This is a genomic window from Shinella sp. OV683 (assembly GCF_057787725.1).
In genome coordinates this window covers 3,680,402-3,693,391 of the sequence record NZ_CM173543.1, presented here as the reverse complement: position 1 = coordinate 3,693,391, position 12,990 = coordinate 3,680,402, and the positions used below count along the sequence as shown (strand labels likewise).

Here is a 12,990-nt window from a genome sequence, read left to right as displayed (position 1 = left end):
CCGTCCCAGTCCATGTATGGCATATCGGTTAGTCACGATCCTTCCCCCCTGGCTTCTCAACCGACTTCCTTGAAATTGACCAACTGCCACTCGCCGCTGCCGACGAGGCACGCCTTGCCCTCGAAATTGGAAATCCCGCGATAGGAGTGGCGCGTGGTCACAAAGATGCGGCAGACGTAACTGCCGTTATTTTCCTCACGAATCGAATTGATGACCCCCGCGCTGCCGGTGCTGGTATTGGCCCAGGGGATTGTTGTCGGCTCGGGCTTGGAAATATCGGCGGAACTCACCGCGTTGCGCACCGTCTGCTCGTCGGATACGGTGTCCGGCGGGGCGGTGTAGCTGCTGACGGCGCTGGTGGTGAGTTTTTTGTCGGCGGAATTGAAGCCCGGCATATCGAGGCCATCGCCCATGCAACTGGCCAGAAAAACGGGCAGCACTGCGACTACGGCAAAGCGCGCCGCTGTTGCAACATTCCCCTTTTTGGTACCAGTCGGCTTTGATATGTGTCGCAAAGATACGGCCCGATAACTCTAACACTGACAAGGCATTTGGCGGAATATGAGCGAGAATGAGTTAAGAAGCGGTGACTTTACCGAGGCAAATCAGCCGATTTCTCTTTTTGGCACATGGCTGAAAGACGCCGAAGCCAGCGAGCCGAACGACCCCAACGCGGTGGCTTTGGCCACTGTTGATGCCGATGGCATGCCGAATGTGCGGATGGTTCTACTCAAGGATTTCGATGCCGACGGTTTCGTTTTCTACACAAATTTCGAGAGCCAGAAGGGGCAGGAACTTCTCGGCCAGAAAAAGGCAGCGATGGTTTTTCATTGGAAATCGTTGCGCCGGCAGGTGCGGATCCGCGGCAATGTGGAGACCGTTTCGGCCGAGGAGGCCAATGCCTATTACGAAAGCCGCCCGCGTGGCAGCCGCATCGGCGCCTGGGCGTCCAAACAATCCCGGCCGCTCGAAAGCCGCTTCGCGCTGGAAAAGGCGGTGGCTGAATACACAATGAAGTTCGGCATCGGCTCCATTCCCCGCCCTGAATACTGGTCGGGCTTTCGCCTCAAGCCCGTGTCGATCGAGTTCTGGCACGACCGGCCGTTCCGCCTACACGACCGGATGGAATTCCGCCGCAACGGCGACGGCTGGGACAAGGTGCGGATGTATCCGTAGCGTAGGCTGCTCTCCAGCGATGCTGGAAACTTGCCTCGGCGGACGCCGCAGACAAAGCTCTATTGTGCCGCGATGTCGTCTGCAGACGAACCGTCGTCCGCTCCCGCTTTGACAAGCCCTTCGCGGATGTGCTGTGCGTCGGCGTCTTGAGCGTAATGCAGGGTGGCGAGAAAGGGCTCGATGGCGAAGTCGGTGGCGAGCGTTTTGACCTTTTTCATGTGCCCGGAAGCAGCAATATCGTCGCCAAGCCAGCCGTAGCAGGCCGCGACGAAAGCGTGCTGGACATGATCCATTGCGGACAGGTGCATGAATGCCTCGATCGCTTCGCCGTACTGCCGCGCGGCGAAATGGGCCTTTCCGAGATGGCTCCAGAATCGCTCTGGATGATGCGGGTTGAGCCGCATGGCCTTGCGAATCCACTCAATTCCCTCTTCCGGCCGCCCGAGCCAGGTCAACAACTCGCCCTGCTGGACAACCACCAGATCATAGTTGGGATTGAGGGAGAGGGCACGTTCCTGGTGATACCGTGCCGTTGTCAGCTCGTTGTTGTTTACATTCACCGCCGCGAGAATGCGATGCACGTCGGCATCGTTGTCGTCGATCGCCAGTGCCTGTTCGAGCTCGGAACTGATCATAGCCCAGAGCGCATCCTTGTTTTCGCACCAGCCATGCACCCACGCTTGCCCGAGGATGCAGGCCCGCCAGGCATGGGCATGCGCATAACCGGGGTCGAGCATGATCGCCCTCTCTATCAGCGCCTGTGCCTGCGCGTTATCTGCGGCGGTGCTTCGGTGATGCAGTACCTTGGCTGTGAGTGCACACTCGTAGGCGGCCATGTTCGCGGGCTTGGTGCGCGTGAGCAGGTCTCGCTGGGCCGCCTCTACGCGGCCGGGCAGTGTGGCTGCGATGGCTGACGTTACCTCGTCCTGGATGGCGAAAATGTCGTCCAGCTTGCGGTCGTATTTGTCGGCCCAGACATGCGCATCGTTGATCGCGTCGATGAGCTGGACGGTGACACGCACCCTGTCCCCGCTCTTGCGGACGCTGCCTTCCACCAGATACTGGGCTCCCAGCTTCTCGGCCACCTCACGCACGTTGACGGACTTGTTCTTGTAGACGAAACTCGAGTTGCGCGAGATGACGAAGAGTTCGTGACGACGAGACAGCTCGGTGATGATGTCTTCCGTCAGGCCGTCGGCGAAAAACTCCTGCTCGGGGTCGCCGCTCATATTGTCGAAAGGCAGCACGACGATCGAGGGCTTGGCGGCAGCCCGCTTCGTGTCCGTCTCTTCCGGAGGAGCCGGCAGGACGGAGCCGTCGAGCCCAACCCGGAACAGGCGCACAGGGCGACTGATGTTCTTCAGCATCTTCTCGCCCAGGTCCTCGAAGGGAACGTCGAGGCGGTCGGAAATCTGCGCGGCCACCGCTGCCGTGACGCAGATGCCTCCCACATCTGCCAACTGCTCGACTCGCGCGGCAATGTTCACACCATCACCAAAAATGTCGCCGTCGTCGAAAATGATCTCGCCCAGATTGATGCCGATCCTGAATTCGATCCGCCGATCCTGAGACACATCCGAATTGCGCCGTTTCATGCGCTGTTGGACTTCCACGGCGCATTTTACGGCGTCGGTCACGCTCTGGAACTCGACGAGCATACCGTCGCCGGTCGTCTTGATGATGCTGCCATTGTTCTTTGCGATGGCGGGATCGATCAACTCGATGCGGTGGGTCTTGAGACGTGCATGCGTACCTGCTTCGTCGGCTTCCATCAGTCGACTATAGCCTGCCATATCGGCTGCAAGGACTGCGGCTAATCTCTGTTTCATTGTTTGCCAACAAATGATGCGCCATCCCCGGACGGGGATATCAGCGATCCCAGGGCATTCTAGCGCACCTTGAGGCGATCACCTATCTGATTCAGAGCCTTTCATTGCTAAATGGAAGCAGTTTTGCCGAGGCAGGTGTTCGCGCATCGCCATGGGATAACCGCTCCTGTCAATTGGCCTTGTTGACCGGAGGCGGCGCCCAGTTGCCTTCGAGGAATACCTCTTGCGGTGAATAGAGGCGCATCAACAGCGTGAATGGTCCCTTCGCAACCGGAAGCCAATTGACCTCCTTGTCTTTTCCGGGAGATTCCGACTGGAGGTAGATGTCGGTTGAGCCATCCGCGTTGGTCGTAAGCTTGTCGCGATCGCCAATTGCGGAGCGATTCAGTGGATTGGCCATGAAATAGCCTTCGATGTCATAGGCCGTCACTGACCAGAAGCCGTCGACGGGCGGCAACTTGCCCTTGTCGAAATGAAGAACATAGCTGTTGTTCCCGTCCAGCGGCTGGCCTTCGCTGTCGCTCGACGCCGCCGGATAGACCGCATCCTGCGCCAGATTTTCGCCGACGCAGCATTGCGCAATGGCGGCGCGATACAAATAGTCTACGCCATAGGCGCCGCTTCTCGTCGTGTAGATCCAGCCCTTGCCGCCAATGCCCGCAGCCTTCTGCCCTTCGGCGGCCACGAGGGCCTTTCCATCGGTGTAGGCCTGTTCAAACGCCTTCCGAACGTTTGGGATCGCAGCGTTGAGGTCGAAGCTCCGGCCGGCGTGAAATCCCACTCGCTCCAAGCGATGCAGAATGGGATAATCCACCTGGTTCGGCGGATTGTCTTTCAGGAGTTCCGCAAACTTGCTGAAATAGGCCGCTGCGTCCATCCTGTCGACGATGACCGGCGGCGGCGTCTTCATGTCCACTGACGGGTCAACGACACCTTTCGGCGGCAGATACCCGCCCTTTCCCCACGCAGAAAGCGGCGTCAGCTTGTAGCCGTCCTGGACCTTGTGGACGTTTTCGTAGTCGGCCGTGCCATTGGTCTTGGTTCGACCGATGATCCAGACATAGCGGGTAGGACTTCTTATCACCTCAAGACCAGAGGGCGCGTCACCGGTCCATTGCGGACCAACGACAAGGAAGTCGCGAGCGCTATTCCTGCCAGTGGTGCGCGTGCCGGGAACGGCAAACACATCCGTCCAGAGGCTCAGCATGGGCAGCATGAAATAGTGGTCCGTCGCCGGAACGGATAGCACCATCGGTTCGGCTTTGAGATCGAGCGTTGCCGCCGAATAGAGGGTGTCGACATTCTCGCGGATGACGATCTTGTCGGCCGGATTGGGAAAAGCACGCGCGTAATGGAACTGGTTCGGCGGCCCGAATGCATCGCCGTCAATCGGCTCTGCGAAGTTGCTCAGCTTTTGCAGCGTCGTGTAGGTGAGCATCATTGGATATGCGTAGACATACGCATCCTTGGCGATAGCGTAGGCTTCCTGATCTGAAATGATCTCTTGATCCTCAGCGCGAGCAAGGCTCGACTGACCAAGCACGACAAGCGCGGCGATACCCAACGCGACAGACCATCTTCCAAACACCGGCAGTCCTCCTTGACCTTGGCCAGGGTCTCATGGGGGACACAATCTGCCGGTCGCTGAAAGTACGTTACGGTAACATTGAGCGTATTGTGGTCGTTTTCGGGCAGGACGTCGGCACCGTCCCAAAGGCGGCAGAACATAATATCCGCGCTAGCTTGCGCTTATCCCATCACCTTGAACGGAATCCCCGAAGCCAGCGCCCGCACATATCTGGCCTTCTGATAGTGCCCGTTGAGCGAGATGCGCGGCAAGGCCGTCATATCCTGCGCATGCTTCGAATTCAGCGTGCCAGCTTTGGTCGTCACGGCGATATCCACTCCAGCTCTCTTCAGGATGCTTCGCTCACGCGGCGATACCGAGCGATCATCGCCATAGGGATAGGCAAAGCTTGCCGGCGCCTCGCCGGTAATCCGCGCCACGCGCTCAATGGACTGAGCGATTTCCTGCTCGGAATCATGCGTGGAAAGTCGCGCCAGGCCACGATGGCTGACCGTATGGGCGCCAAACGAGACCAGCGGATTGGCGAGGAGTGCCTTCAGGTCATCCTCGCGCATGGTCAGTGATCGAGTGATGTCGAGCGGATTGATGCCGGCACGGGTTGCCACGTGATCAAGTTGCTTTACCGCTTGCGCCTCATCGGTCGAATTGACGAAGTCAGCGAGACGATTGAACGCCTTGCGCTTCTGGGCTCCGGTCTGCGCCGCAAGCCTCTCCGCACCGCGGCCGAAATCGAATTCCAGCTGGTCAACCCGGTTGAGAAGCGCATCGAGCGTTTCCCACCACATCGACTGGGTGGCATCGATAAAACCTTTGGTCAGGAAGATCGTGAAGGGGACATTGTGCCGGGTGAAAATCGGCGCCGCGAATTCGGCATTGTCGCGATAGCCGTCGTCCAGAGTGAAGCAGGCGAAAGGCGGGTTCTGGCCACCGCTCAGCCGGACGGGCAAATCTTCAAGCCGAATGAATTCGTAGCCCTCGCTTTCGAGCGTCAGGATCGCGGTCTCGAGAAACTCCGGCGTGATGTCGAGAATGTCGTTGGGCTGGAACGCAGTCGTGGCTCGAGGGCGGACATGATGCAGGGTAAAGATCGCACCAAGGCCACGCGCGGCGCGAGAAGGCAGGACGCCGTTGATCAGCGGCGTCACTTCGAGCCCGGCGGTAATGATGGCCCGCTTGATCAGCGGCTTGGCAATTGTTTTCAGTTCGGAGAGCATCCGGCAACCCGCTCAAACGACATTATCGTTCGACCCTACCAGCGGCCTGTTAATCCAAGCTGAATCCCGACCTATTCGACGACCTGCAGATCGTTGATGACACGCTTGCCGTCGGTGTCGGTATAGAAGACCACGACCTTGACGCCCTTCTTGAGGCCGTCGAAATTGAATTCCTCGGGTGCCTGGTACTTCTTGCCGTCGTCGAGCACCAGCGTCAGATGATCCTCGTCGACACCCTCGATCACGCCTTCGACATCAGCGCTTTCGGCAAAACCGATGGCCGGAAACAGCAGGCTTGATATCCCCAGGAAAAGGGCGAGGAGAATACGCATGGTCGTTCCCTTGAAATGATCTTTATCGATTCTCAGCGTCTTCACTATGTGTCCCCCGAATGTGGCAAAATTTTTCCCAACTGTATTTTTCCGACCTCTGCCCAAGGCCCGTTTTGCCGAACAACTATCAGGAAAAAAGTCGTTTTTAAACGGTCAAGTTGGGTGAACTCGCGGCTTTAGGGTTTCAGCATCCAGGATAAGGGAAATCCCCGCGGTACGGAATCTGCCCGGATTGGCCGCAATCATGCGATTGGTGCTTCATTTTTATTTCAACAGGCACTATGAGTCCCGCCGGAGTTTAGAGAAGGGTGCCGGCCGCGTCACCCGCCTGCCGGAACGGATTCATGTCGCATAACACCTTCGGTCATCTTTTCCGCGTCACCACCTGGGGCGAAAGCCATGGCCCGGCGCTTGGGTGTGTCGTCGACGGTTGCCCTCCCGGCCTGCGCCTGACGCTGGCTGAGATCCAGCACTGGATGGACAAGCGCAAACCCGGCCAGTCGAGCTTCGTCACCCAGCGCCGCGAGGATGATATCGTCAAGCTTCTGTCCGGCGTGATGCCCGATGCCGACGGCGAGACCTATACGACGACGGGCACGCCGATCCAGATGCTGATCGAGAACACCGACCAGCGCTCGAAGGATTATGGCGAGATCGCCCGTCAGTTCCGCCCCGGCCATGCCGACTTCACATATGACCTGAAATACGGCATCCGCGATTATCGCGGCGGCGGCCGCTCGTCTGCGCGCGAGACCGCAGCACGCGTTGCCGCTGGCAGCATCGCTCGCAAGGTGGTGCCGGGCCTTATCGTCCGTGGCGCGCTGGTGCAGATCGGCATTCACAAGATCAACCGCAAGAATTGGGATTGGTCGGAAGTCGACAACAATCCGTTCTTTGCGCCCGACAAGGAAATCGTCCCGGTCTGGGAGGAATACCTCTCCGGCATCCGCAAGAAGGGTTCGTCCGTTGGCGCGGTGATCGAGGTCGTGGCTGAAAACGTGCCAGCCGGCATCGGCGCACCGATTTACGCCAAGCTTGACCAGGATATTGCCGCCGGCCTGATGTCGATCAACGCCGTCAAGGGCGTCGAGATTGGCAATGGCTTTGGCGCCGCCGAAATCACCGGCGAGGAAAATGCCGACGAGATGCGCATGGGCAATGACGGCGTTCCGATCTTCCTGTCCAACAATGCCGGGGGCATCCTGGGCGGCATATCGACCGGCCAACCGGTCATCGCCCGTTTCGCGGTCAAGCCGACATCCTCGATCCTGACCGAGCGTCAGTCGATCGACGTCGATGGGCGCAATGTTGATATCCGCACCAAGGGGCGCCACGATCCTTGTGTCGGTATTCGCGCAGTGCCTGTCGGCGAGGCGATGCTGGCATGCACGATTGCGGATCATTATCTAAGAGACCGCGGCCAGACCGGCCGTCTGAAATAGGACATTTGGAATATGGCATACGACCAGAAGCGCGTCGTCGACGCGATCCGCGCCTTCGAAAATGGCGAGATGATTGTCGTCACCGACGATGACGACCGCGAGAACGAAGGCGACCTGATCGTTGCCGCCGTCCATTGCACGCCGGAAAAGATGGCGTTCATGATCCGCTATACCTCCGGCATCGTCTGCACGCCCATGCCGAAGGAAGAGGCAAAGCGCCTCAACCTCAACGCCATGGTCGCCGAAAACGACTCGGCCCATACGACCGCCTTCACCGTGTCGGTCGACTTCAAGCACGGCACGACGACCGGCATCTCGGCAGATGACAGGACGCTGACGGTCCGTAACTTGGCCAATCCCAATGCCAGCGGCTTTGATTTCGTCCGCCCGGGCCACATCTTCCCGCTCGTCGCGCGCGAAGGTGGCGTGCTGATGCGCTCGGGTCACACCGAAGCGGCCGTCGATCTTTGCAAGCTCGCCGGCTTGCCACCAATCGGCGTGATCTCCGAACTGGTCAATGACGACGGCACGGTCAAGCGCGGCCCCGATGTCGCAGCCTTTGCAGTCGAGCATGGCCTCAAGCAGGTGTCGGTTGCCGATCTCATCGCCTATCGCCAGCGCAAGGAAACGCTGGTCAATCGCGTCGCAAGCTTCCCGGTCGAGACGGATTTCGGTCCTGCCAAGGCCCACACATTCTCGCTGCCCTGGGATCCAATGCAGCATCTTGCCGTGGTCTTCGGCGATATCAGAGATGGCGAGGACGTACTGGTTCGCCTGCATATGGAAAATGTCGCCGGCGACGTGTTCTCCAAGGGCCGTGCGGTCGAGAAATACATGAAGCGCATCGGCGAAGAGCGCCGCGGCGTCATCATCTATCTGCGCGAAGGCTCGGTCGGCGTCGGCGCTGCAGAGCATAACCGTAAGATGGGCCACGGTCGCGACGGCAACGAGGGCCACGCGCAGGCACGCGAACGCGAAAGCGAATGGCTGGAAATCGGCCTCGGCGCGCAGATCCTCAAGGATCTCGGCATCTCGTCGATCCGCATTCTCTCCTCGCGCGAACGTCATTATGTCGGCCTCGAAGGCTTTGGCATCCAGATCGCCAACACGGAAATTATCTAAACATGTTCCTGCTGCATGTCGGGCCACACAAGACTGCCACGACCTGGCTGCAGCAGAATTTCCATCACAACATCAAAGCCTTGGAAAAGGCTGGGTGGTATTACCCGCAGACCGGCGAACGGGTGCGGGTCGCCCACCACGACCTCTCTGACGACCCCGACGATATCCTCGATCCCAAGAGCCGCAAGGTGCGCGAGCTCAAGGCGATCGCCAGGAAATCCCGCGACAAGGGGCTGAATGTCCTCCTGTCGTCGGAAGGTTTCCGCAACTGGAAGCCCCAGCACCTCGAGGTGCTCCAGGCGATCATGGCGCCGCATGAAATGCATATCGTCTATTGCCTGCGCGACCCGGCGACCCGCTTCTATTCGTTCTGGGCCCAGCAGATCAAGACAGGTTCCAAGCTGTCATTTCCCGAATTCAGTCAGCGCCAACTTAGGCGCCCGCTTGTTTCACGAATTCTCAATCCGGGACTCGAGATCGACGCACTCGTGTCACTGAAGGGCGCATCGGTGACGCTGCTGCTTTACGATGAGATCCGCCGCCAGAAACGCGACATTTTCGACGTGTTCACCGCAGATGTGCTCAAGATCGAGCCATTGGAGCATGTGAGCGACGTGCCGATCAACGAGCGCCAACCAATGGAAATGACCGAGTTCATGCGGTTGATGTTGGTGCGCGTCGGCACGTGGAGGGAAGAGGCGGAGGTCAATATTGGCCGCGTCTTTCACTACATGCTCGGCGCCCGCAGCCGCGAAAAGATCATCCGCATCGTCGGAAAGGTCGAGCACGCCCGCAAGGTCATCACCATCCATCGTGACAGGCCGACTTTTCGCAAGGTCGAAAAGCGACTGCTCAAGAAGTACCGGCAGTTGATGGTGCCTCAGCCAGTGGACGATAGTCTTTTTCTGAATGGCGACGAACGTTGTGCCTATTATGACGGCGCAATCCTGGAGGCGGATCCCGCAGTCAAGCGCCTGCTCGATGACTTTTCCGTCAAGTTCCGTCCCGGCGGCCCGCGCCTGTGGGTGATGGGCTGGTCACGCTTCTGGCTGACTCTGTGGCGGCGGATCGTGAAATTCTTCCGGCGTTAGATGTGCCGGTCTGCCTCCGGTGCGGTTTCCGTGCAGTGTGCCATAAGTGCGCTTGCGCAAGTGCCGGAAATCGGAAATCTTCCCGATGAACCCTGGCAGGGGATGACGGGGTGGGACTGCGTTCATGTACGACCGCGTTGCCTGCACATGGCGATATCTACGAAGGTTTGATTTCCGTCCAACCGGAGAATGTGCATGTGGGATTTCTCGATCGGTCGATCCGTCGGCCTGATGATGCAGACGTTGCCTTTCATTCTGATGCGCATGGTTGTCTATTTCGGCATCACCATCGCCTATCTCATTGCTTCGGGTGCCGGCGCGACGATCGGTTATGGTGTCGGTCACGTCAGCGATGATCCCGGCAGCTTCGCCATTTGGGGCGGCGTCATCGGCTTTGGTGTCGTCTCGATCGGCGTTTACTGGATCCGCGAATACGTCCTCTACATCCTCAAGGCCGGTCACATTGCTGTCATGGTCGAATTGATGCAGGGCAAACCTTTGCCCGAGGGCAGCGGGCAGATCGAGCATGCCAAGCAGGTGGTCACGGCGCGCTTCGGCGAGGCCAATGTGCTGTTTGTGCTGGATCAACTCATCAAGGGCGTCATCCGAGCGATCACCGGCCTGATCGGCGGCATCGCCGTCTTCCTGCCGTTGCCCGGCTTGCAGGGGCTGCTCGGTTTCATCAACACGGTCATCCGGATGTCGCTGACCTATGTCGACGAGATCATCCTTGGCTACAATATCAAGGTCAACAGCCAGAATGCCTGGGAGACATCACGCCAAGGGCTCGTTCTCCATGCGCAGAACGGCAAGACGATGGTCAAGAACGCCATCTGGCTGAGCGTGTTTCTCTGGATCATCGCGATCGTGATCTTCATCGTCATGCTGGCGCCGATGGCGACGTTGTTCTACATCCTGCCGAGCGAGATTGCCGGCTGGTCGTTCGTCGCCGCGATCGTGTTTGCATGGGCGTTCAAGGCGGCGTTCCTTGAGCCTTTCGCCATTGCTGCGCTGATGGACGTCTATTTCCGGGCGATCGAAGGCCAGGTGCCAAACCCGGATTGGGATCGCAAGCTTTCCGAGGCTTCAGGCAAGTTCCGCGAGATCAAGGAAAAGGCGTTGGGTGGTGGCGCTGTGGCTGTGTGAGGCGACCGCTGCGCTTAGTCATCTTCCACTTTTCCACCTGCGATTACGAGATGTTGGCTGTCTGGCTCTTCAATCAACATGAAGCGCCAGTCTTCGTCTCGTGAGCAGTCCGGGAAGGCCTGCAATCGCGTCCCGTCCGAGAACGTGATATCAAGACTATGAAATTGATCGACCGCAATTGAAGAAACGACATGTCGACCTGTCGTATCGACGGGAGATTTCGTCTTCTCGTCAAACTCACCCAGATATTCCAGAAGTCTACCGCGCTGAAGGTTGCCGAAACGCATGTCCTCGGTATCGACCTCTTCTCGGTCGGGATCAAAGGGCGTCATGCTGTCGCACAAACCGGTTATGATTCCATCAGGTCCGACAAGGCGCCACGAGCATTGGATGTGCAGAGCGTGGCTTCCCACGGTACCCTTGCCCTTGGGGCTCGGGCGAATGGGGCCGAAGTGAAAGACACCCATCCCGATGATATCGCGCGCTATCGAGAGCGGTAAACCTACGAGTTCTTCAAGAATACTCTGCACTGAGCGTGTTGCCGGATACTTCAAATGCCCTCGCTACCTGTAATCCAAGTCAAGTCTTCGTCCCGCCCACCGTCACGTTGTTCATCCTCAGATGCGGCTGGCCGACGCCGACTGGCACCCACTGGCCACCCTTGCCGCAATTGCCTACGCCGGTGTCGAGCTTGGAATCGTTGCCGACCATGGTGATGCCGCGCATCGCCTCCGGGCCGTTGCCGATCAGCATCGCGCCCTTGACCGGGGCCGTGATCTTGCCATTCTCGATCAGGTACGCCTCGGTGCAGCCGAACACGAATTTGCCCGAGGTGATATCCACCTGGCCGCCGCCAAACGACACAGCATAGAGGCCGCGCTTGACCGAAGCGATGATCTCTTCCGGTGTCTTGTCGCCCGACAGCATGTAGGTGTTGGTCATGCGCGGCATCGGCGCATGCTGGTAGGATTCGCGGCGGCCATTGCCGGTGGCCTTCATGCCCATCAGACGGGCATTCTGGCGGTCCTGCATGTAGCCGACCAGCCTGCCATCATCGATCAGCACGTTGTAGCCGGCGGCGGTGCCCTCGTCGTCAATGGTGATGGAGCCGCGCGCGCCATCGATCGTGCCGTCGTCCACGACGGTGACACCCTTGGCGGCGACCATCTCACCCATCAGGCCGGCAAAGGCCGATGTCTTCTTGCGGTTGAAATCGCCCTCGAGTCCGTGGCCGACAGCCTCATGCAGCATGACGCCCGGCCAGCCGGAACCGAGCACGACATCCATCGAGCCAGCCGGCGCATCCTCGGCGCTGAGATTGACGAGCGCTTGGCGCAGCGCTTCGTCGGCGCCGTATTTCCAGCTCTCGGTGGTCAGGAATTCGCCAAATGGCCGACGTCCGCCAACGCCATAGGAGCCTGACTCCTGCCGGTCGCCGTCGCCGGTCACTACGGAAATGTTGAGCCGCGTCATCGGCCTGATGTCACGCATGCGGGTGCCATCGGCGCGCAGGATCTCAACGACTTTCCACGATGCGCTGACGGAGGCCGAGACCTGGCGGACCTTGGGATCCTTGTCACGTAGATACGCGTCGATCTCGGTCAACAGCGCGACCTTCTCCTCGAAGCTCGGCGCGCCGATCGGATTGTCTTCGCCATAGCGTTTCGAGTTGGTCCGCTGCGGCGCGTCCGCATAGGTGCCGGTATGCCCGCGTGTCACCGCAGTCACGGCATCCGCAGCCCGCTTCAGGGCGCCCTCGGACATCTCGCCGGAATGCGCGTAGCCCACCGCTTCGCCCGCCACCGCCCGCAGGCCAAACCCCTGGTCGGTATTGAAGCTACCGCCCTTCAAGCGGCCATTGTCGAAGGTCAGCGATTCTGCCTCGCCATATTCGACATAGAGTTCCCCGTCATCGGCGCCCTTGAGCGTCGTTTCGACGAAGGACTGGAGCTGGGAATCGGAAAGGTCGAACGTGGAGAGAAGGTCGGTTTTCATCAAATGCGCTTTCGTGGGGCGGAGAAGAGAAGCTTAAAGTAAGAGTTCGTGTGCC

General features: G+C 59.2%; 12 protein-coding genes. 5 read left to right on the top strand and 7 right to left on the bottom strand.

Features of this window, described 5'->3' with window-relative positions; translation table 11 throughout:
- Window positions 1-56: 56 nt before the first annotated feature.
- On the bottom strand, window positions 57-413 hold the full coding sequence (locus tag ACXHRN_RS17880; protein ID WP_488637658.1) for an RT0821/Lpp0805 family surface protein: 357 nt from the start codon (window positions 411-413) through the stop codon (window positions 57-59).
- 148 nt (window positions 414-561) lie between these two features.
- On the opposite strand from ACXHRN_RS17880, the gene pdxH reads away from it, so the two are divergent.
- Complete coding sequence (pdxH, locus tag ACXHRN_RS17875) at window positions 562-1,176, top strand: pyridoxamine 5'-phosphate oxidase (protein WP_488637657.1); 615 nt, start codon at window positions 562-564, stop codon at window positions 1,174-1,176.
- A 59-nt stretch (window positions 1,177-1,235) separates the two neighbouring features.
- On the opposite strand, the gene ACXHRN_RS17870 is transcribed toward pdxH, so the two are convergent.
- The 4 genes from ACXHRN_RS17870 to ACXHRN_RS17855 all read right to left on the bottom strand — a co-directional run bounded on the left by ACXHRN_RS17870 (window position 1,236) and on the right by ACXHRN_RS17855 (window position 6,139).
- Window positions 1,236-3,005, bottom strand: coding sequence for an adenylate/guanylate cyclase domain-containing protein (locus tag ACXHRN_RS17870; protein ID WP_488637656.1), 1,770 nt, complete (start codon window positions 3,003-3,005; stop codon window positions 1,236-1,238).
- Between the two features lie 169 nt (window positions 3,006-3,174).
- Entirely contained in the window at window positions 3,175-4,593 is a 1,419-nt protein-coding gene (locus tag ACXHRN_RS17865; RefSeq protein WP_488637655.1) for a DUF1254 domain-containing protein, read from the bottom strand.
- Between the two features lie 161 nt (window positions 4,594-4,754).
- Entirely contained in the window at window positions 4,755-5,807 is a 1,053-nt protein-coding gene (locus tag ACXHRN_RS17860; RefSeq protein ID WP_488637654.1) for a polysaccharide deacetylase family protein, read from the bottom strand.
- Between the two features lie 71 nt (window positions 5,808-5,878).
- A complete protein-coding gene (locus ACXHRN_RS17855; protein WP_488637653.1) occupies window positions 5,879-6,139 on the bottom strand; it encodes a DUF1344 domain-containing protein in 261 nt (86 codons plus the stop codon).
- Window positions 6,140-6,483: 344 nt separating this feature from the next.
- On the opposite strand from ACXHRN_RS17855, the gene aroC reads away from it, so the two are divergent.
- The 4 genes from aroC (at window position 6,484) to ACXHRN_RS17835 (ending at window position 10,940) form a co-directional block, all read left to right on the top strand.
- Window positions 6,484-7,581 carry a chorismate synthase gene (aroC, locus tag ACXHRN_RS17850; RefSeq protein WP_488637652.1) on the top strand — a complete coding sequence of 366 codons (1,098 nt, stop codon included), beginning with the start codon at window positions 6,484-6,486 and terminating at the stop codon, window positions 7,579-7,581.
- A 12-nt stretch (window positions 7,582-7,593) separates the two neighbouring features.
- Window positions 7,594-8,703, top strand: a complete 1,110-nt coding sequence (gene ribB / locus ACXHRN_RS17845) for a 3,4-dihydroxy-2-butanone-4-phosphate synthase (protein ID WP_488637651.1) — start codon at window positions 7,594-7,596, stop codon at window positions 8,701-8,703.
- Between the two features lie 2 nt (window positions 8,704-8,705).
- On the top strand, window positions 8,706-9,794 hold the full coding sequence (locus ACXHRN_RS17840; RefSeq protein ID WP_488637650.1) for a sulfotransferase domain-containing protein: 1,089 nt from the start codon (window positions 8,706-8,708) through the stop codon (window positions 9,792-9,794).
- Between the two features lie 195 nt (window positions 9,795-9,989).
- A complete protein-coding gene (locus ACXHRN_RS17835; RefSeq protein ID WP_488637649.1) occupies window positions 9,990-10,940 on the top strand; it encodes a hypothetical protein in 951 nt (316 codons plus the stop codon).
- Window positions 10,941-10,954: 14 nt separating this feature from the next.
- Here ACXHRN_RS17835 and ACXHRN_RS17830 read toward each other — a convergent pair whose 3' ends face one another.
- Window positions 10,955-11,494, bottom strand: a complete 540-nt coding sequence (locus ACXHRN_RS17830) for a hypothetical protein (RefSeq protein ID WP_488637648.1) — start codon at window positions 11,492-11,494, stop codon at window positions 10,955-10,957.
- A 25-nt stretch (window positions 11,495-11,519) separates the two neighbouring features.
- Complete coding sequence (gene tldD, locus ACXHRN_RS17825) at window positions 11,520-12,935, bottom strand: metalloprotease TldD (protein WP_488637647.1); 1,416 nt, start codon at window positions 12,933-12,935, stop codon at window positions 11,520-11,522.
- Window positions 12,936-12,990 lie beyond the last annotated feature (55 nt).